The sequence below is a fragment of the Ferdinandcohnia sp. GQ5 genome (genome assembly GCF_059759275.1).
This window is the reverse complement of record NZ_JCAXEW010000021.1, coordinates 33199-58222: the sequence shown is the minus strand read 5'-3', so window position 1 is coordinate 58222 and position 25024 is coordinate 33199. Positions and strand designations below refer to the sequence as shown.

The 25024-nt window shown below is 40.4% G+C and carries 24 protein-coding genes; 4 read left to right on the top strand and 20 right to left on the bottom strand.

The window, feature by feature from the left end; translation table 11 throughout:
• Positions 1-14 precede the first annotated feature (14 nt).
• The 6 genes from AC6CHV_RS21575 to AC6CHV_RS21550 all read right to left on the bottom strand — a co-directional run bounded on the left by AC6CHV_RS21575 (position 15) and on the right by AC6CHV_RS21550 (position 5942).
• On the bottom strand, positions 15-545 hold the full coding sequence (locus AC6CHV_RS21575) for a chromate transporter (RefSeq protein ID WP_341333214.1): 531 nt from the start codon (positions 543-545) through the stop codon (positions 15-17).
• The gene (locus AC6CHV_RS21570; protein ID WP_341333215.1) at positions 545-1126 is read right to left on the bottom strand and encodes a chromate transporter; all 582 of its coding nucleotides are present in this window, start codon (positions 1124-1126) and stop codon (positions 545-547) included. The genes AC6CHV_RS21575 and AC6CHV_RS21570 overlap by 1 nt, the downstream gene beginning before the upstream one ends.
• Before the next feature lie 48 nt (positions 1127-1174).
• Positions 1175-2785: a gamma-glutamyltransferase gene (gene ggt, locus AC6CHV_RS21565; protein ID WP_498079643.1), complete on the bottom strand. Its 1611-nt coding sequence runs from the start codon at positions 2783-2785 to the stop codon at positions 1175-1177.
• Between the two features lie 117 nt (positions 2786-2902).
• On the bottom strand, positions 2903-4420 hold the full coding sequence (locus AC6CHV_RS21560) for a tripartite tricarboxylate transporter permease (protein ID WP_498079642.1): 1518 nt from the start codon (positions 4418-4420) through the stop codon (positions 2903-2905).
• Between the two features lie 20 nt (positions 4421-4440).
• The gene (locus AC6CHV_RS21555; protein ID WP_498079641.1) at positions 4441-4914 is read right to left on the bottom strand and encodes a tripartite tricarboxylate transporter TctB family protein; all 474 of its coding nucleotides are present in this window, start codon (positions 4912-4914) and stop codon (positions 4441-4443) included.
• A 20-nt stretch (positions 4915-4934) separates the two neighbouring features.
• Entirely contained in the window at positions 4935-5942 is a 1008-nt protein-coding gene (locus AC6CHV_RS21550; protein ID WP_498079640.1) for a tripartite tricarboxylate transporter substrate-binding protein, read from the bottom strand.
• Positions 5943-6231: 289 nt separating this feature from the next.
• Between AC6CHV_RS21550 and AC6CHV_RS21545 the strand changes: the two genes are divergently transcribed.
• The 3 genes from AC6CHV_RS21545 to AC6CHV_RS21535 all read left to right on the top strand — a co-directional run bounded on the left by AC6CHV_RS21545 (position 6232) and on the right by AC6CHV_RS21535 (position 8553).
• Positions 6232-6681, top strand: coding sequence for an Lrp/AsnC ligand binding domain-containing protein (locus AC6CHV_RS21545; RefSeq protein WP_121449226.1), 450 nt, complete (start codon positions 6232-6234; stop codon positions 6679-6681).
• A 179-nt stretch (positions 6682-6860) separates the two neighbouring features.
• Entirely contained in the window at positions 6861-7961 is a 1101-nt protein-coding gene (locus AC6CHV_RS21540) for a BMP family lipoprotein (RefSeq protein ID WP_341333220.1), read from the top strand.
• A gap of 226 nt (positions 7962-8187) precedes the next feature.
• Entirely contained in the window at positions 8188-8553 is a 366-nt protein-coding gene (locus AC6CHV_RS21535; protein WP_498079639.1) for a cupredoxin domain-containing protein, read from the top strand.
• 33 nt (positions 8554-8586) lie between these two features.
• Here AC6CHV_RS21535 and AC6CHV_RS21530 read toward each other — a convergent pair whose 3' ends face one another.
• From AC6CHV_RS21530 to spoIIQ, 5 genes are all read right to left on the bottom strand, one after another.
• The gene (locus tag AC6CHV_RS21530) at positions 8587-9366 is read right to left on the bottom strand and encodes a DUF2705 family protein (protein WP_498079638.1); all 780 of its coding nucleotides are present in this window, start codon (positions 9364-9366) and stop codon (positions 8587-8589) included.
• Complete coding sequence (locus AC6CHV_RS21525; protein ID WP_498079637.1) at positions 9363-10274, bottom strand: ATP-binding cassette domain-containing protein; 912 nt, start codon at positions 10272-10274, stop codon at positions 9363-9365. The genes AC6CHV_RS21530 and AC6CHV_RS21525 overlap by 4 nt, the downstream gene beginning before the upstream one ends.
• A gap of 1 nt (position 10275) precedes the next feature.
• Positions 10276-10464 carry a PLDc N-terminal domain-containing protein gene (locus AC6CHV_RS21520; RefSeq protein WP_498079636.1) on the bottom strand — a complete coding sequence of 63 codons (189 nt, stop codon included), beginning with the start codon at positions 10462-10464 and terminating at the stop codon, positions 10276-10278.
• Between the two features lie 194 nt (positions 10465-10658).
• Positions 10659-11090 (bottom strand): DMP19 family protein, encoded by a 432-nt coding sequence (locus AC6CHV_RS21515; RefSeq protein ID WP_498079635.1) that lies wholly within the window; start codon positions 11088-11090, stop codon positions 10659-10661.
• A 187-nt stretch (positions 11091-11277) separates the two neighbouring features.
• A complete protein-coding gene (gene spoIIQ, locus AC6CHV_RS21510) occupies positions 11278-12195 on the bottom strand; it encodes a stage II sporulation protein SpoIIQ (RefSeq protein ID WP_165918245.1) in 918 nt (305 codons plus the stop codon).
• A 1616-nt stretch (positions 12196-13811) separates the two neighbouring features.
• Between spoIIQ and AC6CHV_RS21505 the strand changes: the two genes are divergently transcribed.
• Positions 13812-14258 (top strand): VanZ family protein, encoded by a 447-nt coding sequence (locus tag AC6CHV_RS21505; RefSeq protein ID WP_341333227.1) that lies wholly within the window; start codon positions 13812-13814, stop codon positions 14256-14258.
• Positions 14259-14269: 11 nt separating this feature from the next.
• Here the strand turns inward: AC6CHV_RS21505 and spoIID are convergent, their stop codons facing one another.
• The 9 genes from spoIID to nuoI form a co-directional block, all read right to left on the bottom strand.
• The gene (spoIID, locus tag AC6CHV_RS21500; RefSeq protein ID WP_121448481.1) at positions 14270-15289 is read right to left on the bottom strand and encodes a stage II sporulation protein D; all 1020 of its coding nucleotides are present in this window, start codon (positions 15287-15289) and stop codon (positions 14270-14272) included.
• A 398-nt stretch (positions 15290-15687) separates the two neighbouring features.
• The gene (gene murA, locus AC6CHV_RS21495) at positions 15688-16986 is read right to left on the bottom strand and encodes a UDP-N-acetylglucosamine 1-carboxyvinyltransferase (protein WP_121448482.1); all 1299 of its coding nucleotides are present in this window, start codon (positions 16984-16986) and stop codon (positions 15688-15690) included.
• Between the two features lie 840 nt (positions 16987-17826).
• Positions 17827-18063 (bottom strand): DUF1146 family protein, encoded by a 237-nt coding sequence (locus tag AC6CHV_RS21490; RefSeq protein WP_099354564.1) that lies wholly within the window; start codon positions 18061-18063, stop codon positions 17827-17829.
• Between the two features lie 404 nt (positions 18064-18467).
• Complete coding sequence (gene nuoN / locus AC6CHV_RS21485) at positions 18468-19979, bottom strand: NADH-quinone oxidoreductase subunit NuoN (protein ID WP_341333229.1); 1512 nt, start codon at positions 19977-19979, stop codon at positions 18468-18470.
• Between the two features lie 4 nt (positions 19980-19983).
• On the bottom strand, positions 19984-21495 hold the full coding sequence (locus AC6CHV_RS21480) for an NADH-quinone oxidoreductase subunit M (RefSeq protein WP_341333230.1): 1512 nt from the start codon (positions 21493-21495) through the stop codon (positions 19984-19986).
• Positions 21492-23360 (bottom strand): NADH-quinone oxidoreductase subunit L, encoded by a 1869-nt coding sequence (gene nuoL, locus AC6CHV_RS21475; protein ID WP_341333231.1) that lies wholly within the window; start codon positions 23358-23360, stop codon positions 21492-21494. Before nuoL ends, AC6CHV_RS21480 begins: the two co-directional genes overlap by 4 nt.
• A gap of 127 nt (positions 23361-23487) precedes the next feature.
• Positions 23488-23802 (bottom strand): NADH-quinone oxidoreductase subunit NuoK, encoded by a 315-nt coding sequence (gene nuoK, locus AC6CHV_RS21470; protein ID WP_099354568.1) that lies wholly within the window; start codon positions 23800-23802, stop codon positions 23488-23490.
• Positions 23799-24314, bottom strand: coding sequence for an NADH-quinone oxidoreductase subunit J (locus AC6CHV_RS21465; protein WP_341333233.1), 516 nt, complete (start codon positions 24312-24314; stop codon positions 23799-23801). Before AC6CHV_RS21465 ends, nuoK begins: the two co-directional genes overlap by 4 nt.
• The gene (gene nuoI / locus AC6CHV_RS21460) at positions 24311-24730 is read right to left on the bottom strand and encodes an NADH-quinone oxidoreductase subunit NuoI (RefSeq protein ID WP_010677182.1); all 420 of its coding nucleotides are present in this window, start codon (positions 24728-24730) and stop codon (positions 24311-24313) included. Before nuoI ends, AC6CHV_RS21465 begins: the two co-directional genes overlap by 4 nt.
• Between the last annotated feature and the right edge of the window lie 294 nt (positions 24731-25024).

The following is a 25024-nucleotide window of genomic DNA, read 5'->3' as shown; positions in this document are numbered from 1 at the left end:
CCAGTACCATTGGATTATGCAAGAAAGATAGCACCATATCCTAGAGCACCGATAATCACATATGCTGGATGAACTTTAAATTTCTCTAATAATAAAAAGCTGACTACAATTAAAATCAACGTTTGCCAAACACCAACATCCACGTAAGCTGTTGAGAAAAAACTAAATGTCATGATACCTAATAGTACTGCAATCGTTGGTCGTACATAACTTGTCATTCTTTTTACTTTTGGTGAATCCTTAAATTTATATAAGATACCTAGCAATGTAATCATCAATATTAAGGAAGGCGCCACCGTTGCAAAGACACCAACTAAAGAACCTAAAATACCGCCTTGTTGATATCCAATATAACCGGCCATCTTTGTTGCAATTGGTCCTGGGAGTGCATTCCCTAATGCTAGAACCTCACTAAATTCAGAAACAGTAAGCCAACCGTAACGGTCAACAACCTCGTTTTCAACGAGTGGTATGGAAGCTGGACCACCACCATATCCGACAATACCTGGAATAAAGAATGCTAGGAAAATTTGCCAGTAAATCATTACATCCCTACCCCTCTTTCAACATTTTGAGGTGTTTCCACATCTTTACTCTTGTCTTTCTTAAGGAGTGCAAAGAGTAAAATTCCTCCTATTAATATACCTGGATGAACACCTAAAATAGAAAGAAGGATAAAGCTTCCAACGACAACAGCGCTTGCCGGTAGCCACCCTAAGGAATCCTTCGATTTCTTAAAAAAGTCCCAAGTTAAGGTAGCCAGCATAACTCCAACGACTGGTACTACAGCCTTAGTCATGCCACTAACCCATGGTTGGTCTTTAAAAGAAGCTAAAGATGTTAATAGTACAACCATTAAAATTATCGTCGGTACAATAGTTGCTAACACTCCGATAATCATGCCAATTACACCTGATACACGATAGCCAATATAGCCAGCCATCTTAGTAGCGATCGGCCCAGGAAGCGTATTTCCTAGGGCTAACACGTCTGCAAATTCATCATCATTCATCCATTTGTACTTATCGACTACCTCTTTATGAACAAGGGGGATAGAGGATGGTCCCCCTCCGTAACCCAACATGCCCACTCGAAAAAATGCCAAAAATAACTGAAAATGTTTCAAACCGATCAATCCTTTTTTTAATGGTGTATAAACTTTGAAGCAAATACATTACCAAGCTGCTATTGCACCATCTGTTCTTGATTCAGTACCTCCATATAAAACACCTGATACAGAATCTCTCCAAATAATTTGACCACGACCAAAGCTTCCACCGTCAAGCGCAATCTGAATCTGATGACCTTTTCGTGCAAGTGCCTGTGCAATATGCGGTGAGAAACCAGGCTCCACTGAAACCTTCTTACCTTCGGACCACTGCCATCTTGGTGAATCTAGTGCCGCTTGAGGGTTTAAATGGAAATCAATTGTATTCATAATGACTTGGGCATGACCCTGCGGTTGCATGTAACCCCCCATTACTCCGAATGGTCCTACAGCTTCATTATCCTTAGTTAAAAATCCTGGGATAATAGTATGATAAGTCTTTTTACCAGGTTCAAGTGCATTCTCATGAGCTGAATCAAGTGAGAAGTCATGACCACGGTTTTGTAAAGCAATACCAGTTCCAGGAATTACAATCCCTGACCCAAAGCCCATATAGTTACTTTGAATAAAGGAAACCATATTCCCTTCTCCGTCAGCTGTTGCAAGGTACACTGTACCTCCACTTGGTGGTGTTCCTGGTTCAGGAGTTAAAGCCTCATCCCCGATTAAACTTCTACGATCATCTGCAAACTGATCTGATAATAACTGTTCCACACTTACAGACATCTTTTTTGGATCTGTTACATATTTCTTAGCATCTACAAATGCTAGTTTCATAGCTTCGATTTGCTTATGATACGTTTCAACAGACTCCTTCTCTTTTAGCTCAAAGCCTTTTAGGATATTAAGAGCCATTAACGCGACAATCCCCTGGCCATTTGGTGGGATTTCCCACACATCATAGCCACGATAATTCACTTTAATTGGGTCTACCCATTCAGGTTGATAATCAGCTAAATCTTCTTTTCTTAGGAATCCGCCATACGCTTTTGAAAACTGGTCAATTTTATCCGCCAACTCACCACGATAAAAACTTTCAGCATTTGTCTCTGCGATGGATCGTAATGTGCTTGCATGATCTGGTGACCTCCATACTTCCCCAATTTCAGGAGCTCGACCATTTGGGGCAAATGTGTCGAACCAGTTCTTATATTCGTCACCCTGAAAGATTTCTTTAAATCTATTAAATGACACTTTCCAATTTTTGCCCAATATAGGTGATATCGGATAACCATTTTCTGCGTAATCAATTGCTGGCTTTAGCACTTCTGACAGTGGTAATTTTCCAAATCTTTTTGAAAGCTCAGCCCATGCTGCCGGTACACCTGGAACCGTAACAGGGAGTAATCCATGAGTTGGCATAGAGGTATGTCCCTGCTCTTTCACCTTATCAATTGATATACTTTTTGGTGCCGGTCCACTTGAATTTAATCCATGTAGTTCACCTTTTACCCAAACTAATGCAAAGGCATCCCCGCCAATTCCATTTGAAGTTGGCTCCACTACTGTTAAACATGCAGCAGTTGCAATTGCTGCATCGATTGCATTACCACCCTTTTTTAGAATATCTAAACCCGCTTGGGCGGCCAGTGGTTGTGATGTAGCAACCATTCCATTTTTGGCAATCGTTGTTACCTTTTGTGAGGCGTATGGATGATTCAAATAATCAAAGCTCATCTTTTTGTACCCCTTTCATCTTAATTAATACCGTATTTCTTCATAGATTTTGTTTTACATTGTTAACTATTTTAACACATTTACTTAACAAACGGATGAAGGACTTCCACTTACCGATTAGCCTTTTATACTATTAGACGATTCTGATTGAAGTTTTCTTTCATTCCTAATCTCAGAAACAACTGCATATATAAGAGAAGCAATTGTCAGTCCCAAAAGCACACCAGAAATCGGTCGAGTAAAAAATAATGTTAAATCTGCATCAGTAGAAATTGCCCTACGAAGGTTTACCTCTGTCATCGGACCTAAAATAACGCCAAGTACAAAGGCAGCTAAGGTAAAATTGAACTTTTTCAAGAAATAACCAACTACTCCAAAGATCAATAAGACCCAAATATCAAAAACTCGGTTGTTTACTGCAAAACTACCTAAAGCACATAAAATAAGAACAACCGGCAGTAAGTAATGCATTGGAATGTCTGTAATTCTCAAAAACAATCGAATTCCAAATGCTTGAATGAGTAACATAAAAATAGCAGAAATAAAGAATGCAAGAAAAATACCATATGCTAACACCGGCTCAGAAACTAGAAAGTATGGGCCCGGTTGGATACCGTGGACTAAAAGCGCCCCCATCATCATCACTGTAACTGCACTTCCCGGGATTCCTAATGCCAATGTTGGAATTAACGCCCCACCCTCAGAAGAGTTATTCGCCGCTTCTGCTGCAATGATTCCTTCCTTTCTACCCGTTCCGAATAGCTTTGAATGTTTAGACATCTTTTTTTCGATATCATAGCTAAGGATATTGGCAATACTTGAACCCGCACCCGGTAATGCCCCTACAAATGTGCCTACAAGTGAGGAACGGATTACACTCACCCATGAAGTTGCTAAGTCTTTAATAACTTTACTTATTGGGTAATGAAGATTAATATTTTTATCCAACTTAAATTTATCAGCCGAACTCTTCGTAACCTCTGATAAAAGCTGAGAAAATGCAAAGATTCCAATTAAAATAGGTAAATAATTGAACCCAGAAAGCAGGTCAGTCAAACCAAATGTAAAACGTTGTGCTCCCCCAACTGGGTCCAATCCAAAGGTACCAATAAACACTCCTAGTAATCCCGCAATTAAGCCTTTGATTAGATTCCCATTACCAAGTGTTGCAATTGCACTTAATCCAAATACCATTAGACTAAAAAATTCCCATGGCCCAAATTTGATGGCCCATGAAGATAATAAAGGAGCTGCCAATACTAGAATAATTCCCCCAATTAATGAACCGGCAAAGGATGCCCATAGTCCAAGTGACAAGGCACGGCCAGGTTCCCCGTTCTTTACCATTGGATACCCATCAAAAGTGGTTGCCATAGCAGATGGTGTACCCGGTATCCCTAATAAACAAGCTGAAATTAATCCTCCAGAGGCACCTCCTAACCAAACTCCCATCATAAGGGAAATTCCCTGTAAAGGTTCGAGTGAAAAACTAAATGGGAGTGTTAAGGCAACCGCCATTGTTATCGTAAATCCAGGAATACATCCGAAGACGATTCCTGCAATTACCCCAACAACCATTAACAACAATGTATCCCATTGTAAGATAGCTTCAATACTTAATAATAAATTCTCCATGATGATTCCCCTCCTTCACTTTAGAAAAACAGCCCTTTTGGTAAGTAGACATGTAGTACACCTTGGAAAAACAATGTAATTCCTAAAGCAATAGCTAGTAGCCCACCTATAGCAACAAGGTGTTTTTTCCATGACTTTTTCTGTTGCACAATTAGTAGATAAACAGTCGCCATATACAAAAAGGAAGAAGTAATAAAACCAACAACGTCAATTAAAACTAAATAAATAGCAAAAAGGCCAAAAAGTACCCAAACAATCCACTCTTTCTTGCTCTTACCTTCTGTACTATCACTTTTTGGGTTCACTTTAGTAGGGACAAAAAATGATTTTATCAGCATGATCACAGAGAGGAAGGCAATAATCCCTAGAATGAGCCTTGGAAAGAACGTAGCTGGTAATCCTGATAGCTCTTTTGATTCAATTAAGGTTGATTGATAGTAGAAAAATCCACAAAATAGTAGTAATCCAATGCTTACTAGCCGATTGTTTGCCATGTTTGACACCCCTTAAGTCCTTAATCGATTATCCCTTGTCGCCTCAACATTTCTTCCATGAACGCAACATCATCCTGTAAGTACTTTGTATATTCCTCTGTATCCTTAAAGTTCACATCTATGCCCATATCTTCCATTTCTTTTATGTAGTCGGGATTCTCTGAAACTTTCTTTAGAGCACCGTTCATGATCTTCACAATTTCTTTCGGAGTACCTTTCGGAAAGAAATAACCACGATTAGTAGCATTCACGAAGTCAATTCCCTGTTCCTTTAATGTTGGAACATCTGGTAATGCAGGGTTTCTTTCCTCGGATGCAATTGCAAGCATTTTTAACTGATTTGCTTTTATGTACTCTTTTGCAGCAGGAATCGTTGTTGATCCTAAATGTAAATGATTACCTAAAAGGGCTTGAGTACGTTCAGCTGTACCTTCATAGCTAACGATGTTAAACTTCACATCTGCCCGATCCTGAATTCCTAACGGAACGATATGTGTAGTTGATCCAACTGTTGCACCAAAGCTAATTGATTCTGGATCTTCTTTTAGAGCGTTTATTACGTCTTCCATGCTGTTCCACTCATTGTCAATATGAGTTGCAATTAACTGATTTGCTGTTGTAATTAATGAAACTGGTTCAAATTCAAAGTATGAAAAATCAGATTTTCCCATTAGGTGAGAAACGGCTATTGAATCATGACCTGCTATTAATGTGTATCCATCAGGATCAGCTTGCATCCCTTCTTGTGCACCAATGGTACCACCAGCTCCACCAATATTTGTAACGATGAACTTTTGCCCTAATTCCTTTTCTAAATACTTGTGTGTAATACGGGCTATTACATCCGAATCGCCACCTGCAGCCCAAGGAACGATTACATTAATCGGTTTTGTTGGATAATCAATTGCAGTGTCCCCCGATCCCTCAGAACCTCCCGAACTTGACGAGCCACAACCTGCAAGTAATAGAGCAACAATCGACATAAATACAATAATTGCAAAAGCTTTACTTCTAAACATGTTTTTCATTTCTATTCCCCCTTTTGAAATAAAAACATACAAACGTAACCTTTATACACGCTATGGTTTCGTTTGTATATTAAATTATTATATATTCTTACCTTTTGTATGTCTAGGAATATTCCGAATAATTTTTATATACTGTTTCTTTAAACGCAGGAATTTCGATTAATCTTTGTAATTCCTGAAAATACGTCAATATTTTTATTCAGGCAATATTACTTAATTTAATTGATTCTCGTATTACTTCTAAGGTAAGATTGTTTTACTACAAATTTCGGTAAAAGTGGTGACCAAAATGAAACTCGATGAAACGGATAAAAGGATTCTCGAGCTTTTGACGATAAATGGAAGAATGTCCTATGTGGATATTGGAAAAGAACTTGGGCTATCAAGGGTATCGATTCGCGAGCGCGTGAATCAACTGATTGAAAAAGGCATAATTGAGAAGTTCTCTGTTGTGATTAATTCTGAAAAAGTCGGAAAAGGGGTGTCAGCCTTTTTCGAGGTCGATTGTGAGCCAGCCTCACTTGTGAGGGTTGCAGAAACTCTTGTTAACAATCCTAGTGTTGCGAGTTGCTACCAAATGACAGGGCCTAGTACCCTGCATATGCACGTTCTTGTGGAGGATTTTGCGAAGCTTGAAAAATTTATTAACGAAGAACTCTATAGTTTGGATGGGATTACAAGGGTGGAAAGTCATATCTTATTGAGACGATTTAAGAGTCGGACAGGTCTAAAATTATAATGGTTCCCGGGTTCTTTTCAGAACATCTACAGCTGCTAACATTTGAACGATGAAAAATTTCCCCATTTATAGAAATATAGAATAGCCCTTTGGGTCATTGGTGCTATATAATTAGGAGGGGTTTGCAAACGTTTAATTCAAAGTATGCAAACTAAAAATATAAATTAGGGGGGCTTTACATGTTTAAAAAGAAGTTTGCTCTGGGACTTGTGTCTCTATTAACTGCAAGTACTTTACTTGCTGCATGTGGTACGGATACGAAAGAAACGAGCGGAGAAAAAGTTGAAAAGTCTGATTTGAAGGTTGGTATGGTTACTGACGCAGGTACTATTGATGATAAATCATTCAATCAAGGTACTTGGGAAGGAATTCTAGCAGCGAAAGAAGAGCTTGGTATTCAAGAAAAATATCTAAAGCCAGCTGGAGAAATTGAGGCTGAGTATTTAAAAGAGATTGGAAATCTTTATGATGCCGATTTCAAGTTCATAGTTACACCTGGCTTTAAATTCGAAACGGCAATCTATCAAGCGCAATCAAAATATGAAGATGCAAAATTTGTGATTCTAGATGGTAATCCACATAACGGTGACTTTGTTCCAGATGTAGCGGATAACACTGTTTCTATTTTCTTTGCTGAACATGAATCCGGTTTCTTGGCTGGTGTTGCTACAGCATTAGAATTAAAAGAAGGTGAAGCTGGTTTTATTGGCGGTATGGAAATTCCAGCTGTTCAAAAGTTTAACTGGGGATTCCAACAAGGTCTTAAGTATGCGAATGAAAATTTAGACACTAACCTTGTTATTAATAAAGAAAATGTTCTCTATCAAGGTTCATTTAATGATGTTGCTGCAGGCGGACAAATTGCTGCTCAAATGTATGATAAAGGCGTTAATGTAATCTTTGCTGCCGCTGGTGGTGTTGGTGTTGGAGCAATCAACGAAGCAAAGACACGAGCTTCAAATGGTGATGATGTTTGGGTCGTTGGTGTTGATGTTGATCAATATGCCGATGGTGAATATGCGGATGGTAAGTCTGTCGTTCTAACATCTGCTATAAAGAAATTAGCCCATGCTACACAAGAGCTTATTAAACAAGAGTTAGATGGAAAATTCCCAGGCGGAGAAACACTTACGTATAGTGTTGAAAATGATGGTGTTGGTATTCCTGAAGAAAACCCTAACTTAAGTGAGGACACAATTACTAAGGTTAAAGAGGTTTATGAGAAAATTAAATCAGGCGATATCGTCGTTTCTTCTGAACAAGGTGATCTAATTAAGTAAGTAGTTTCATAGAGGAAAAGAAAAGATTTCATGGGGATGCGAGTTTTTATTCGCATCTCTTTTTCATTTTTTCAATAAATAGAAGTTTGCGTCCTTCATAACATACCTCCTCTTATTTGTACCTCTCCTACATTCACCAAAATCTATACGTTTCCCGACTCTTTTTTATTTCTGATAATATTTTATGAATTAGAAAAAGATATTATCAAGAAAGGAGGGATAGCAAATGTCTGTAATTAAATGGTTAGTAGGATTGTGTGTGGCGATGTCGCTTCTTGTGGTTGGTTCACTTGGTGTATTTGCCGAAACACAGCCTTTGGAGCCAATTCAAAAAATTGAGGTCGGGTTGAACGATGATTACTTTAACCCGAAAGCCATCACGATTCCTAAAGAAAAACCAATTGTGTTGGTTTTAAAAAATAACGGCGTTAAAGAACACACCTTCACAGTAGAAAGGCTTGGAATTGACTATGAACTCAAACCAAAACAAATCAAAATTGTAACTGTGGAACCAAAAAAGCCTGGTACATATGAACTGATATGTCGATACCATGCCAAAGAAGGAATGGTCGGACAGGTAATCGTAAAATAATAGGCACGGCCAATTTGGCCATGCCTGTTTTTATTACGCTGCTCTTTCTTTTTTTGCAAATAGGTAAATAGAACTCACAAGTAGGAGAAGAATCAAAAGTAGGGAAACAGTCAAAGATAAAGCGAATTGTTTGTCTGGACTTCCTGTTAAAAGCAGTGAACTTGCGTGTGTTGAGAGCCTTGCTGGACTCCAGGTCATCCATTTAGATAATAATGAAGTGAGTGCTGACAACCCAATCGCAACCAGCAATGACATACCTGCTACAAAGATATTACTTTTAAATAATGAGCTTAATAGAAGGGTAACGGTCACGAGAAACACAAGCCACGTCCCATACACGAGTGAACCTTTCAGTAGTTCGCCAAATTCTACGTCACCGATTAATACTCCAGTGTAATACCAAGACGCTAAGATACCTAGTAAAAATGAACCCAATGTCATGATTGTGACGCTTACCCATTTTGCTGTGATGTAATTAGCGAACGAAACAGGTTTTACAAGAATGATATCCGAAACGCCACTGTTTTTTTCCGCTGCAACAATCCCCATAAACGCTAATACCAACACCAAAATCCCGATTTGGCTGTACTGTCCGAAGGTTTGCACGAGCACCTCCTGTGGGGTTGGCACCGGGATATCAAAGACCGCTCCCTCTGGCAACTCACCCGCTGCTTTGATAATCTCGGGCAAATAATAAGAGGTTACAGGCTGCATGATCCCAAGTAAAATGAAGACAAGTGGAATCCACAGGATTTTAAAATTCCGCGTCATCTCAATCCATTCTTTTTTAAATAATACTGTCCACTGTCTCATGCCTTCACCACCTTCATGAATACATCCTCTAGGGACGATTGCCCGATTTTAAATGTTGATACCGGTATATTTTTTGTCAATATATCTTGTAAAATAGCATTTCTTGCAGGTTCAAGTTGAGAAACAACAATTGTTGCATTCATGCGTTCAACCGACACTTCATGAACCGAGTCAATTGCGGTTAAACCTTTTGCCCAAGTGGTGATATCCGTTTCTGCTTCAATAATGATTACATCATGCTGGTGCTTTTTTCGTAGACCCGAGAGCGTGTCACTTAATGCCAATTCTCCCTTTCGGATAATGACAATATCATCACAAACTTCTTCAGCGTCATGCAGCACATGTGTTGAGAACAGAATCGTGGTTTTCTTTTTCAATTCACGCATCATTTCAATGACTTCGCGGCGACCGACAGGGTCTAATGCGGAGACTGGTTCATCAAGCATAACCAGCTTAGGTTCATGAATCATCGCCTGTGCAATCCCAAGGCGCTGCTTCATTCCTCCCGAAAAACCGCCAATTCTCTTTTTCCTTGCATCAATAAGTCCTACCAACTCTAGTAATTCATCCGCTTTTTGCTGTGATTCCTTTTTCGATAAATGTGCAAGTTGCCCAACGTAGACCAAAAATTCATTTGCCGACATCCAGTTGTAAAAAACAGGGTGCTGCGGCAGGTACCCGATGTATTTCCGATGGTCGCCATTTTCCATGCCATCAAAGGAAATTTTACCTGAGGTAGGATGAAGCAGGCCCGCCAACATCCGTAAAGTCGTTGTTTTCCCCGCTCCATTCGGACCTAGTAAAGCTGTACAGCTTCCTTTTTTTATATCAAAGGAAAGATCATTAACCGCCGTTTCCTTTCCAAACCGTTTCACCAAATTTTCAATAGAGACCAATGATTCCGTCATCCTATCTCTTCCTTCCAATTACAAAATAGAGAATCGGGCCAAGTATACTGACCAAAAGGATGACAAACACCCATAAAATCTTTGGTCCATTCGTTTCTTCACTTCTTGCAAGATCAACTATGGCCGTTACCAATAAAATGAATTGAATCACAATGATCGGAGCAATAAGCGCCCAGTTAATACCCGTCATACCCGAATCACATCCCCTCCAAATGTTTTTCCAAAGATAATACGACCGACAACAGGAAAAAGTTCAGTACAAATAAAAGTTTTTTTGGAACACGGGGACAGGTCCCTCGTCCCACCATTTATTTACAGGGACACAGCACCTCTGTCCAGACATAAAAACAGCAACCATTTCTATCATGGTCGCTGTTTAGTTATTTATTCTATTATGTCTGTATGGATGCTAACAAAATAAGATTCTAGTAGGTGTTGGAGCTTGTCCTCCAACTTATAATATTCCCTGTCGGCTTTTTCAATTACCTGATAAAATGAGTACTCGTCGATTTCTCCGTTTTCCAAAACGACAAAATTTTTCCATATTTCTTCGCCGTATTTTTGTAAAATCACAGCATATTCTTGTGCAGCAATTTTTTCGAGTACTTTGGTGAGCTCTTTTATGTAAGTCGTAATGCCCACTTCTGAAATATACTCACTCCACCAATTAAGCAAAGCCTCATGCCCACCACTTTCAAGTTCTGAGTAGTATTGAAAAACAAGAAACGCCTCGTTTAGCACTTGATTTTCTGTTGGAAAATCGATACTGCAAACCTTGTGGATGACTTCATTCCAGATATCGTCTGAACTTTTCATGTTCACTGCCCTCTTCTATTTTTACCTGATTATACCATGAGAACACTGGGACAGTTCTCTCGTCCCACCATTTATTTACAGGGACATGGAACCTCTGTCCCATAAAAAAACCGACTACCCTATTGGGTAGTCGGTTGGATTATTAGCTAAAGTTGCCACCACAGGCTAGACTACTATTTCTCCTAGCTTACGCTTTTGCCATTCCGATTGAAGCATCAGTTGAGTGGGCATTTTCCTCTTCATTTGAGTTTGCATCTTCCTCATCTTTTGATCCTTCATCGTCAGCAGGAGTGCCTTCATCTGCAGGCTTTTTACTATCTTCTGGTTTCTCTTCTTCATTTGGTTGCTTATCTTCTGCAGGCTGCTTGTCTTCTTCCTTCGTTGCAGCTTCTTTGTCTTCTGTCCCTTGCTCACTTTCTTCAAGTGCAGTTAGGGATTGTCCAAAGTACTCAATTGGATTAACAGCAACACCGTTGTTACGGATTTCAAAGTGAACGTGAATAGCTGCTTCTTCATCATATTGATTTTCGCCAGCCATTCCAAGGACTTCACCTTGTTCAACTACATCACCTTTTGCAACTTTTAGGTCTGCAAGAGATTGATACATTGTTACAACACCGTCAGAGTGCTCAATTTCCACAACATTTCCGTGTAGTGGATCTTTTTCAGCACGTGTTACAGTTCCAGCTAATGATGCAACAACTTCAAATGTCTCACCATTTTTAGCAACGATATCAATTCCTTTGTTAGGCGAATAAATATTGTTATAGACTACAAGAGCTGCTTCTTGCTTTTCTGCTGAAGCTTCTGCATCGTAGAATTCCCTAAAGACTTGGATTGCATCTTCGTCAATGACAGGCATCTTAAAGTTTTCTGACGCTTGGTTTACCGGTACACTTGGCTCTTCACCTGTAGCAGTTCCTGGTTGATTCTCACCATATTTCAAATCATCCTTCGCTACATCGTTCTTGCCTTGGAACCATAAAACCGCGGTTAGAATGAGTGCTGCACTTACCAAATAGATTGCTGGGAATACCCAACGCTTTCTAAAAAAACTTTGTAAACTTGATTTTTGAGAAGTACGTTTCTTTTCTTCCTCTCTCATGTTTATCACCTCAGCAACCATTCTGAACACATTCGCGGAATTATATACATTTTCAAAAAATTTTTTTCGATTATTTTTCGACAAAGCCTAAAATATTATTCATAGAATCGAAAATTTTTTTCGAAAAGGGGTCCAGTTGGACGTTGCTTTTTTGGGTTTCGTATGATTTATCAGGTTTTGGAGTTGGTGATGATCTTTTGATTGGAGGCGGTTTGGGGACGGGACTGAAGGTTGACTTGTTAACTTTTGATGATGGACTTTACTTGCGGCCTGGGCGTTCGTTCGGGACTTCATAACCTCGATGAAGAACTTTACCCGCTGCTTGGGCGTTCGTTCGGGACTTCATTACGCCGATGAAGGACTTTGCTTGCGGCTTCGGCGTTCGGGCGGGACTTCATTACGCTGATGAAGGACTTTGCTTGCGGCTTCGGCGTTCGGGCGGGACTTCATTACCTCGATGAAGGACTTTACTTGCGGCTTCGGCGTTCGGGCGGGACTTCATTACGCTGATGAAGGACTTTGCTTGCGGCTTCGGCGTTCGGGCGGGACTTCATTACGCTGATGAAGAGGATTCGTACGACAACTTCCTTCTGATTTCCTCTTCATAACTCCAATGAAGTGGATTCGACCCCAAACTTCCTTCTGATTTCCCCTTCACAAATCCGATGAAGAGGATTCGTACGCTAACTCCCTTCCATTTTCCTCTTCATAACTCCGATAAAGAGGACTCGTACGCTAACTCCCTTCCATTTTCCTCTTCATAACTCCGATGAAGAGCATTCGTGCGACAACTTCCTGCCGCTTTCCCCTTCATAAACTCTATGAAGAGGATTCGACCCCAAACTTCCTTCTGATTTCCTCTTCATAACCTCGATGATGAGGATTCGACACCAAACTTCCTGCCGCTTTCCCCTTCATAAACTCTATGAAGAGGATTCGACCCCAAACTTCCTTCCGCTTTCCCCTTCATAACTCCGATGAAGAGGATTCGTACGACAACTTCCTTCTGATTTCCTCTTCATAACTCCGATGAAGAGGATTCGATCCCAAACTTCCTGCCGCTTTCCCCTTCATAAACTCTATGAAGAGGATTCGACCCCAAACTTCCTGACGCTTTCCTCTTCATAACTCCAATGATGAGGATTCGACACCAAACTTCCTGCCGCTTTCCCCTTCATAACTCCGATGAAGAGGATTCGACCCCAAACTTCCTTCCGCTTTCCCCTTCATAACCTCGATGAAGAGGATTCGACCCCAAACTTCCTTCCGCTTTCCCCTTCATAACTCCGATGAAGAGGATTCGACACCAAACTTCCTGCCGCTTTCCCCTTCATAACTCCGATGAAGAGGATTCGTACGCAAACTCCCCCACGTTTTCCCCTTCAAACTCTGATGAAGAGGATCGCACGACAACTTCCTTTCGCGTGCCACATTACAAGCGTTACACAGCGGCCTTCTCTAGCTTTCCCCTTCATAACTAAATCTGATATACCAACTTTTCAGACGACGTACCACGCTTCGGTACCGGTAAACCCGAGTAAGTACGCAAAAACTCCTCCCTCACACCTTCAATGAATGCTATACTATGTAGGTACATTTTTTAAAGGAGAATTTTCATGAGAGCATTATTACGACTTCTACTATTAATTGCACCATTTTTATATATGATTTTGATTTTTATATTGTCGAGTCTTCCGTCGGATGCGATTGTGAACACTCCGTTTTCCTGGGACCGGGCTTTTAAAGAATCGCTGCACCTCATCGAATTTGGTATTCTTTACGGGCTTTGGGTATTGTTTTTCCTTGTGCAAGGAAAGTTCAGCCCTAAAGCGAGTCTCGTTTCCGCTGTGATTGCCATTGCCTACGGCTTCTCAGATGAGTTGCACCAGTATTTCGTCCCTTACCGATCTGCGACTGTAATTGATCTTGTTAAGGACACAATTGGCGTGCTTGTGCTTTATATGATTGTAAAAGTTAGTTATTTTGGAGAAAAACTGCCGAGGATAAGAAAGCTCCTCTACTGGGTGGAGAGCTTAAACAGCAAAAATGCAGAGGGGAAGTAACCCCTCTGCCTTTATTTTTTCACGGTTAATTTATTTAAAAAGTTCTCTGTGGATGAAATTTCAACGCCTTGGTAGTAATGTGTCACAATGTCCTTGTAACTCTTACCTTCCTTCGCCATTCCATCGGCACCATATTGACTCATGCCAACACCGTGGCCGTAGCCCTTCGTTTGAATGACGATATGGCTGCCTTTACGCTCCCATGAAAAATCACTAGAACGAAGGCCTAATGCATCACGCACTTGCACCCCTGTGAATGTCTTGCCCCCGACTTCAACAGATGCTACACGATTTGATTTCGTTCTTGAAGTAATCTTGCCAATATCGTTACCATTGCCAAGCTTAATCCCTAATTTAGATTCAAATTCGGATACTGGCATATTGACTTGAGAATGAAACTTTTCTGTATTGACATCCCACGGGCTCTCCACACTTTTTAAGTATGGTACTGCATTTTTCCAAACGTTCTCCGAGTCTTCAGTATATCCATTACTTGTTGAGTAAAATACGGCATCAATTGGTTCACCATTAAAGGTTATAATTTGTCCTTGTGTTTCGTTAACGGCTTGCCTAATTTTTTCGATTTTCCAATCATAGTCGCCTTTCCATTGGACCTTTAGTTCCTCATTGTTTTTATAAACCTGATGACTGACCGTATCTGAAACATCTGCACCATTTGGCACCTTTAACTTTTGATCACTCAACATTTGTCTAACCACGTATGTTCTTGCTGCCAGCGCTTGTGCCTTTAATGCTTCTAACTCAAATTCTGCAGGCATTTCCATCGCGAGCACGCCTACTACATATTCTTCTAGTGGCACATTTTCAATTTTCTGAGCACTGACACGGTGAACGGCAACCTCCACAGTTGGCCCTGAGGCGATTTGAGGCGGTTCCGGATTTGATTGTCGCTCTTCAGCTAGCTTTCCCGCACCTTTATCAGAGAACGGAATGACAAGCATTGATGGAATCAATAAAATTAAGACGAAAAGGACAGAAACTAGTACAATGATTGGTTTAATCTGTTTCATGAATGCAAGCCTCCACTTTGAAATTAATGCACGAACGTAAACATGCACCTATATATCAATATCTATGGTAGTGGACAAGCTTTTATGACATTTAATAGCAGAAAAATATTTGTGTTCTATTATCTACCACTCATAGTGTAATTTTCCTATTACTACCATTATCAAATAAAAGGGGAAACGTGTAAGATGATTAAAAACTGGATTAGTAGACTATGTCTTGGCACTTTCTTTTCATCATTGAGAATCCAGACTCTCACGCGACTGGCGTTATTATTACTACTTCTTATCATTGCAAATATCATTCCTGCTATAAAAAATTATAAATAATAGGAATAAAAATAAAAAAGCTAGAGATATTACCATGTATGGGTAATGTCCCTAGCTTTTTACGTGGTTAGTTAGAAGTTTACCTTTGCTTCTTCCACTAGGCTATCTGTTGCTTCATTTATACGTTCAATGTCAGCACCCAATGCCGCAAGCTTTTGGTGGAAGTCCACATAACCACGGTCTAAGTGCTTAAGTTCTGTAACACGTGTGTATCCATCTGCAACCAATCCGGAAAGAATAAGGGCAGCAGCAGCACGTAAATCAGTTGCGGCTACTTCAGCTCCTTGAAGCTGGGATTCTCCGTTGATGATAACAGAACGACCTTCAATTTTGATGTCACCGTTCATGCGTCGGAATTCCTCGACGTGCATGAAGCGATTTTCAAATACAGTTTCCGTAATCATACTTGTGCCTTTTGCACGAAGTAATAATGCCATCATTTGTGATTGCATATCAGTTGGGAAACCAGGATGTGGCATTGTTTTGATATCCACAGCATGTAATTGATCTGGACCAATGACACGTAAACCATCTTGTTCTTCAATGATGGTAACGCCCATTTCTTCCATTTTTGCAACTAATGAGCTGAGGTGTTCTGGTACTGCGCCTTGAACAAGAACATTACCGCCTGTAATTGCAGCTGCCACCATGAATGTGCCTGCTTCAATGCGATCAGGGATAATACTGTGAGTTGCTCCATGCAATTCTTTTACACCTTCGATGCGAATTGTACCAGTACCTGCGCCTCTAACGTTAGCTCCCATTGCATTAAGGAAGTTGGCTAGATCAACGATTTCCGGTTCTTTCGCACAGTTTTCAATAGTCGTCATTCCGTCTGCTAATGTAGCAGCCATCATGATGTTTTCAGTAGCTCCCACACTTGGGAAATCCATATATACTTTTGCACCACGAAGTCTACCATTGACCTCGGCATCGATATATCCATTTCCAACTTTCACAATTGCACCCATTGCTTCGAATCCTTTTAAATGCTGGTCAATCGGTCTTGAGCCAATTGCACAGCCGCCAGGAAGAGCAACTCTCGCATGGCCATTGCGTGCAAGCAATGATCCCATGACTAGTACAGATGCGCGCATTTTTCGAACATATTCAAAAGGTGCTTCCGTTTTTAGCTCTCTTGATGCATCAACAACGATTTGATTGTTTGCAAACGTAACGTCTGCATTTAAATAACGCAATACCTCATTAATCGTATACACATCTGAGAGCGTGGGTACTTCATTTATTACACTTTTTCCATTACTTGCTAATAAGGATGCAGCGATTACTGGCAAAACGGCGTTCTTTGCGCCTTCTACTTTGACTGTGCCGTTTAGCTTACGACCGCCGCGGACGATGATTTTTTCCAAGGTATTCCCCTCCGCGTCCCATTTTCTATATATTCATATTCATTCATTACAATTGGTGTTCCATCTCGAATGTGTTAAAAGAACCCAATCTTATTACATTCATACCTTTTTTGTGAGAAAGTACATTCACACTGCTGTAGTATATGCAAACCACCGGGCAAGTGTCTCTATTCTGATGTGATGAACCCAATTAGGTCGATCAAACTTTGTTTTTTAAATAATAGGCTAGCTCGTTGCTAAACGGGCATATCCTCATTTTTTTAAGGCTTCATTTTTTTTACAAAACCAATTTACATCATATCACTTAAGCATTCGCTGGCACAAGTGAAAAATGTGGGATTTTCGCACAAATTGTCGAAAAAGTTTAGGTCGTTTGTAGCAATGTTTTCACACGAAAATTTTACATAACTCACATAGTACATGTTATACGTAAGGAACTTTGTTTTTTTGAGGGTTTGTCTTCTTTTTTAGACAGTTTACATATGTGGATAACTATCTTGAAAAAGTAAGTACTTTTGATGACATTTCTAGAAGGGACTAACTTGCGGGCCACCGCTTGGGGTGATTCTTCCGTGAAAATCATCAACTTGGGTTCCTTCGTATTCTACTTCCAGCAAAAACCAATGTATTTTTCTATACCATTGGTATACTAAGGAATGTTTTAAAAAAAGCATCATGACTCGTACTCTTATTTGATTTCCTCTCCTTACTTACATTTTTTCCAGATGTATCACGCAGGATACGTGGAAAGTAGTGGAGAGAACAGATGAAAACTACTTCGAATACTTTTACCTTAAACTTCTTGCATATATTATTCATTCATAAAGGACAAAGTAACAGTTAATTTAAGATAGTAGGTAATTGTTGTGACCAAAGAAGATAATCTAAGAAAAAATTGCTGACGGTCGATCCAATTGCAATCGTCACAAGAACGAGAAGAACGCGCACCTGAAAAATATGATTTGGCTTTACCAAATGCTCATATCGAATACTTTGCAGCGCCCACCATGTAACTGCAATAAAAATTAAATGTGAAATAATACTTATAAGTGCTTGATACCCAAAACCTGCTAACATAAACCCACTCCTTGAACTTTATTCAGCAGCAATTCCCCTTCAACAAGTGGGAAATGATGCAAAAAAGCATTCAAAATCCAGCCAGGGTTTAAACCCTCACTGAATAAAGATAAGCCTCCGGCGGATGCCACAGATTTATAAAGGAAGTATTTCGAGAAGCTCGAAAAAATCTGGGCGAAAATACGCCAAGGCGCATTTGATTATAAAAAAAGGAAATATGTATGAAACACACACCTATACATTTTAGCATTTTCTGTGACAGAAGTCCTCAAATACAAGCCTACAAAAAGCTACAATAATAAACACCAAAACAAAAGAAGAGGCATCCCCATACCTCTTCTTCTCATACACCCCTATTTGTTTGAAATGGAATGGCAACATTTCATGGTGCTGCCACCCAACTTTTATCCTATAAAATCTGCGAAGCTTTCGAATTGCTGGATGAATTCAAAGGCGACACCTGGGAAAATTCCAAAGCCAATGGTCCCAACCACTGCAACAATTAAAACAATCAACACACCTGCAGGTAATTTAATTTTTTCATCGTTTGCAGCAGGTCTAAAGAACATCTGTGTTAAAATTCCGAAGTAATAGAAATAGGATACAACGGTTGTTGCAATCATAATCGACGCCAGCACATAATGTGGTGGGCTCGTTACAAAAGCTCCAATGAAAATCTCTAGTTTTCCAATGAATCCTGCCGTTCCAGGGATACCTGCTAAAGAAAGGATAAACACTCCAAGTGCAACGGCTAACACGGGTGAGCGCTTATATAAACCTGCAAATTGACTAATATCCTCGGAGTCAGATTTCTGCGTGATCACCTGAAGAACCGCGAAGAATCCAAGGCTCATGAAGAGATAAGCAACTAAATAGAACCAAATCGCATCCATCATAAAATATGAGAAAGCTACAAATGCTACTAACAGGTATCCTGCGTGGGCAATACTTGAGTATGCCATCATCCGCTTTATATTTCGTTGTCTAAGCGCAATGGTATTCCCGATAATCATGGTTGCACCCGCTATGATTGCTAACAGGTCTTGCAGGTGGAACAATAAAAATTCTGCTTCACCATTTCCTGAGGGCGCTTGGATGAACCCTGTTACTATAATTCTTAAGATAATAACAAAGCCCGCTGTCTTTGAAACAACACTTAAAAACGCCGTAACAGGTGTTGGTGCTCCTTGATACACATCAGGTGCCCACATATGGAATGGAGCAGCCGCGATCTTAAAGGATAGTCCAACTACGATCATAAACAAAGCAAGTGCAACAAGATAGATATGTTGTGGATCCTGAAGGTTACCGAATGCTCCGAAAATCTCCCTTAAATTCGAGGTTCCAGTGAGTCCATAGACATAGCTGACACCGAATAAAAAGATGGCTGTGGAGACCGTTCCGTTAATGACATACTTCATCGCGGATTCATTTGATAACCTATTGCGTTTCCGAAGCCCAGCTAATATATAGGAAGAAATCGAGAGCAATTCTAATCCGACAAATAATGTAATCAAGTCACCACTTGATGTCATAATCATCGTACCTAAGAGTGCTGCTAGAAGTAAGTAGTAAAACTCACCACGATACTCAACAAGCCCCTCTTCGGGTTCATAGCTCATTGCTAGCAAGAGTACAAGTCCTGTCCCCACTAGTAAAATTAATTTAAAAGCAATCGCAAAGGAATCAAGTCTAAATGTATCGTACAAAATCGATGTGACATCATTCCCGATTAACGAAACCGTAAACCCGATTGCAACAAGGATTCCCACGACTCCAATCCAACCGAGTGGCCGTCGGTCCTTGTCTTTTCCCATAAATAAATCCAGTAACGATAGAAGGGTTGCAACACCGAGGATGATAAATTCAGGTGCCATAACTCCCCAATCAAAGCTTAGTAAAGTTTCTGTATCCATCGGCTCACCCTCCTAACCCTAGCATGATAGTTTCAAGTGCAACCTGAAGTGGCTGTGTAAGCACGTTAGGATAAACACCAATCAATACGATAAACGCAAGTAACACCAATACCGGTACCATTTCAATTGGACGTAAATCAACTGCTCCCTCATAGGAATGAATCGTCTTACCATATGTCACATGTAGTACTGCACGAAGCAAATACACAGCTGTCATAATAATGCCGATTGCCCCAACCGCAGCGAGAACTGGCATTTCCTTAAACAGCCCAAGGAATGCCATGAATTCACTAACGAATCCGGACATCCCAGGTAAACCAAGTGAAGCCATCGCAGCTGCTAATAAGAATCCAGCCGTTAGTGGCATCACCTTTGCAAGCCCACCAAGCTTATCAATATACGATGTGCCTGCTCTCTCGTACATGACCCCAATTAAGAAGAACAATAATGCTGAAATCAAGCCATGTGACACAACTTGGAATACGGCGCCTTGCACTCCCGCTTCATTCATCGCACCAAGTCCTATCAACACAATTCCCATATGCGAAATACTCGAGTACGCCAGAACCATTTTGAAGTCTTTTTGGACGAATGCTAAAAATGCCCCATACAAAAGATTGATTACTCCCAGCACCGCAACAATTGGAGCAAGTGTGCTGAATTCATCTGGGAAGAATCCCATTCCGAAGCGGATGATCCCGTAAGCTCCAATCTTTAAAAGGATTCCTGAGTGTATCATGACAATGGATGGCGGTGCTTGTACGTGAACACGAAGCATCCATGTATGAAGTGGAAAAATCGGCAATTTAATTCCAAATCCAATGATGATCGCAATCAATAATCCAAGTTTTAGGTCCTCAGAAAATGTACCTGGAATTGGCAAGCTATCTGCCGGGCTGGCAAAAATCGCCGTTAGTGCCGAAATATTCGTTGTTCCAGCCTTTGCAAAAATGATCATGATCACGATCAGCAAGATCGCGGAACCTAATCCGTTATAGATTAAAAAACTAAATGCTGCTTTTTCTTTTTCAAAATATCCCCACTTCCCAATGAGAAAAAACGTAGAGATTAAGGTCATTTCAAAGAACACGAAGAACAATAGTAAGTTCCCGGCTGTGAATACGCCAAGCATTCCTAGTTCAAGTAAAAGGAAGAGCATGAAGTAGCCTTTCCATTCCTTCTTGATATGAACGGATGCAATAGCAGCAAGTGTGGAAATCACAGTTGTTAAAAGAACGAGTACTAGGGTGAATCCGTTTAGACTCATCTCATAATTGACTTCCCACGGATTGCCTTTTGGCAGAAAGCCAAACCAATAGACTGATTCCTTTAGCTTTTCAAGGTCTCCGCCACCTGTATAAAACCCGTACACATAAAGAGCCAATACCAATGAAGGAATAGTAGCTAATACGCCAACTAATTTAATCGTTTTTTCCTCAGTTTTTGGTACAAAAGCAAGTAGTGCAATACCTAAAATCGGGAAGAATACTAAAAGTGAAAGAATAAATGAGCTCATCTTAAGTACCCCCCTGTCAGTGCCACAACAAGTAGTAAAATCGCTAATCCAACAAAGGCAACGGAAGTGTACATTTGAACTTGCCCGTTTTGAAGCTTAGCTCCAAGCTTTCCGATTCCTTGGGTTGCCATTGCCACGCCTTTTACAATTCCCCCTACTAAAAATTCATCTATATAGCGAAGGAATAAACTAAATACCTTTGTCGCGTAGACAACGGTCATGTTATAAAATTCATCAATAAAATATTTGTTATAGACGACACTATACATAATTGGTGCGCGAGAGCTGAAAAAGTCTCTTGAAATAGACTTCCGTTGATACATCCCATAGGCAAGCAGCAGACCAAATAGGGACGCAAATGTTGCAACAGCCATAATCCAACCTGGCCCTTCGTGATGACTTGGTCCATATAGGTTCGTACCTTCTGTTAACCAATCCCCTAAAAAGGTGCCAAACCAAGGTGTGTTCACATATCCTGCTACAACCGCTAGAACTCCAAGAACAATCATCGGTATTGTCATCACACTCGGTGATTCTTTGACATTTGTTTGTTTTCCTCTTGCCTCACCAGTGAACACCATGAAGAACAAGCGGAACATATAAAATGCAGTAAAGAAAGCCGCAATCACCGCTAACCAGAACAGCACGTAATTCCCTTGTGCCCAGGTCGCAATTAAGATTTCATCCTTACTGAAAAAACCTGAGAAAAATGGAACACCACTGATAGCTAAGGTCCCAATTAAGAATAGAGGACCTGTAATGCGAAGTTTTTTCCACAATCCACCCATTTCCTCAATGTTCTGTGTGTGAACAGCATGGATGACGCTACCCGCTGCCAAGAACAACAATGCTTTAAAGAAAGCATGTGTCATTAAGTGGAATACTCCTGCAACATACCCGGCAGATCCTAATGCAAGCATCATATAGCCAAGCTGACTCACAGTAGAGTAGGCCAGAACACGTTTAATATCCTTTTGTGCTAAACCTATTGATGCTGCAAAAATCGCGGTAATTCCTCCGATAATCGCAACTGTCATCAACGCGGCATGACTTGCAGCAAATAAAGGATAAGTCGTAGCCACTAAATAAACCCCCGCCGCAACCATTGTAGCTGCGTGGATTAAAGCTGAAACAGGTGTCGGACCTTCCATCGCATCCGGCAACCAGGTGTGAAGTGGGAATTGACCAGATTTACCAACAGCTCCCACAAAAATTAAAATCGCAGTTAATGTGATCATGGTTGGTGAAATATCTCCAGCACCAACGGCGCTAAAAATTTCATCATATTCAAAGCTGTTAACTTGCCAGAATAATAGAATCATCCCAATTAATAAGCCTACATCTCCGATACGCGTCATAATAAACGCTTTTTTCGCTGCAGCTTTTGCTTCTTCCTTATAGAAATAGAAACCAATTAATAGGAATGAACCAAGTCCTACAAGCTCCCAGAAAATATACGTTTGGAGAAGGTTTGGAGAAATGACCAATCCTAACATCGCAAAAGTAAATAACCCAAGGTACGCATAGAAAACAGGAAAGCGCTCATCACCATGCATATACCCTTTTGAATACATATGTACTAAAAAACTGACAAGCGATACTACCACTAACATAAGTGCATTTAATTGATTGACTTCAAACCCCGCTGTTAAGTGAACATCCCCAATTGATAACCACGTGCTCTCATATTTGTATGTTGAGTTCCCAAGTCTCGAAATGAGAACCAACACCGAGTAGACGAATGAAATAAATGTTAGCAGAATGCCAAGATACGCACTCGACTCCTTCAATCGTTTACCGAATATAAGAAGGAACAAAAAAGAGATAAGCGGGAAAAGCGGTATGATCCATGCATTTTCCATCATCGTATCACAATCCCCTTCTTTGGCTTGCGGCTAAGGCTGAGTAGACCATTTGGTTCACAGCCTTTACCGGTACTTCATCAAATACGACTTAGCGTATTGTCGTTTTATTCTCCCAACAAAAGCTAAGTTAATGTTTCATCGTATTCATTTCATCAATATTAACTGTGCGTTTATTTCGGTACAACGCCATCAAAATAGCTAGACCAACAGCAAATTCAGCTGCAGCAATGGCGATTGTAAACAGTGAGAAAATTTGACCCGTAATTCCAGGGACCATTCCGTATTTACTAAAAGCCACAAAATTAATATTTACCGCATTTAGCATCAATTCAACAGAAATTAACACAATAACTGTATTTCTTTTTGTGAATGCCCCGTAAAGACCAATACAAAATAAAATTAACGCTAGGATGAGGTAGGCTGCTAATGGAACAGAACTCATTCCTCGTTCGCCTCCTCTACATTGTCTTTTTTCGCTAAGATGATTGCCCCTACTAACGCCACAAGTAAGACAACAGATGTTAATTCAAATGGAATCACGTATTTTGCATAAAGCTCCATTCCAATCTTCTCCGTATTGTTCACGTGCAGGTCTGTCGCTTGCCCTCCAAAATCCAAATCGTAAATGCCAAGGTAAACAGCAACACCAAATGCAAGGATTCCAAAAAGAACAAGGAAGGTTCGACCACGACTTACTTTTGGTTCGTTTGTGTCATTGTGTTTCGTCAGCATAATACCAAAGAGCATTAAAATGGTGATGGCCCCTGAGTAAATTAAGACTTGCACAGCTGCAACGAATTCTGCATGAAGCATCACATACAAACCTGCGATACTAATGAAGGTGAATACAAGTGCGATTACCATGTGGATGACCTTTTGGAGGTTCAGCATTAATATACCGCCGCCAATCGCACTAATTGCTAGGACTATGAATGCTAAAAATTCTCCAGTCACGCTTTATTCTCCTTCCTTACATTCGTATCATTTTCATCTAACCACTCAAGGTTTTTAAATAAGTCATCACGACTGTATTCCGCAAGTTCAAAGTTGTTTGTCATGACAATTGCTTCTGTCGGACAAACCTCAGTACATAGGTCACATAGAATACAAATTTCAAAGTTAATATCATAGGTATCAATTATTTTCCCTTTTTTGGTCGGGTCAGGGTGTTTTTTCCCGGTTAGCTGGATACAATCGGTTGGACAAATGTTGGCACATTGATTACATACGATACATTTTTCCGGATAAAATTTTTGAATACCACGAAAGCGATCTGGTAGTGGTAATGGTTCATTCGGATAATCATATGTGACTTTTTTATAGGTTAATTGATTAAGGGTATATTTCATCCCTTTCAGCAAGCCAAACATAGTTTGTCACCCCTTTATAAGGTAGTTTCGGTACACGAATCCTTTTTAGAAAAACGTTGTTTTCGCAAACATTGTTGTTTACTATATCGTTGACCTCCGCTTCAGGTGGACGCTTTCCGCGGGCGTGGCTTGAGCCTCCTCAACGAAATGTGGAGGCGGCTTGCACAGAAACGAGAAAATTGGCCGACTAAAGCGCCACTTCCTGTGGCGAAGTCGGCACTAGCACGTCGTGTGCGTCGGAGACTCCGACAAAGAGGCGTATTTTGCCTCTGAAGGAGGAGTTGAAATTTCCCG

Coding starts and splice junctions, on each gene's coding strand:
- AC6CHV_RS21520 (WP_498079636.1), bottom strand. CDS start 10,464: ATGACGGGTATTAACTGGGCGCTTATTGCTCCGATCATTGTGATTCAA.
- nuoL (WP_341333231.1), bottom strand. CDS start 23,360: ATGATGGAAAATGCATGGATCATACCGCTTTTCCCGCTTATCTCTTTT.
- AC6CHV_RS21545 (WP_121449226.1), top strand. CDS start 6,232: ATGAAACTCGATGAAACGGATAAAAGGATTCTCGAGCTTTTGACGATA.
- AC6CHV_RS21480 (WP_341333230.1), bottom strand. CDS start 21,495: ATGAGCTCATTTATTCTTTCACTTTTAGTATTCTTCCCGATTTTAGGT.
- AC6CHV_RS21550 (WP_498079640.1), bottom strand. CDS start 5,942: ATGAAAAACATGTTTAGAAGTAAAGCTTTTGCAATTATTGTATTTATG.
- spoIID (WP_121448481.1), bottom strand. CDS start 15,289: ATGAAACAGATTAAACCAATCATTGTACTAGTTTCTGTCCTTTTCGTC.
- AC6CHV_RS21530 (WP_498079638.1), bottom strand. CDS start 9,366: ATGAGACAGTGGACAGTATTATTTAAAAAAGAATGGATTGAGATGACG.
- AC6CHV_RS21540 (WP_341333220.1), top strand. CDS start 6,861: ATGTTTAAAAAGAAGTTTGCTCTGGGACTTGTGTCTCTATTAACTGCA.
- spoIIQ (WP_165918245.1), bottom strand. CDS start 12,195: ATGAGAGAGGAAGAAAAGAAACGTACTTCTCAAAAATCAAGTTTACAA.
- AC6CHV_RS21560 (WP_498079642.1), bottom strand. CDS start 4,420: ATGGAGAATTTATTATTAAGTATTGAAGCTATCTTACAATGGGATACA.
- AC6CHV_RS21575 (WP_341333214.1), bottom strand. CDS start 545: ATGATTTACTGGCAAATTTTCCTAGCATTCTTTATTCCAGGTATTGTC.
- ggt (WP_498079643.1), bottom strand. CDS start 2,785: ATGAGCTTTGATTATTTGAATCATCCATACGCCTCACAAAAGGTAACA.
- AC6CHV_RS21515 (WP_498079635.1), bottom strand. CDS start 11,090: ATGAAAAGTTCAGACGATATCTGGAATGAAGTCATCCACAAGGTTTGC.
- AC6CHV_RS21525 (WP_498079637.1), bottom strand. CDS start 10,274: ATGACGGAATCATTGGTCTCTATTGAAAATTTGGTGAAACGGTTTGGA.
- nuoK (WP_099354568.1), bottom strand. CDS start 23,802: ATGAGTTCTGTTCCATTAGCAGCCTACCTCATCCTAGCGTTAATTTTA.
- AC6CHV_RS21535 (WP_498079639.1), top strand. CDS start 8,188: ATGTCTGTAATTAAATGGTTAGTAGGATTGTGTGTGGCGATGTCGCTT.
- nuoI (WP_010677182.1), bottom strand. CDS start 24,730: ATGTTTGGCTTGCTGAAAGGGATGAAATATACCCTTAATCAATTAACC.
- nuoN (WP_341333229.1), bottom strand. CDS start 19,979: ATGGATACAGAAACTTTACTAAGCTTTGATTGGGGAGTTATGGCACCT.
- AC6CHV_RS21505 (WP_341333227.1), top strand. CDS start 13,812: ATGAGAGCATTATTACGACTTCTACTATTAATTGCACCATTTTTATAT.
- AC6CHV_RS21490 (WP_099354564.1), bottom strand. CDS start 18,063: ATGTTAGCAGGTTTTGGGTATCAAGCACTTATAAGTATTATTTCACAT.
- AC6CHV_RS21555 (WP_498079641.1), bottom strand. CDS start 4,914: ATGGCAAACAATCGGCTAGTAAGCATTGGATTACTACTATTTTGTGGA.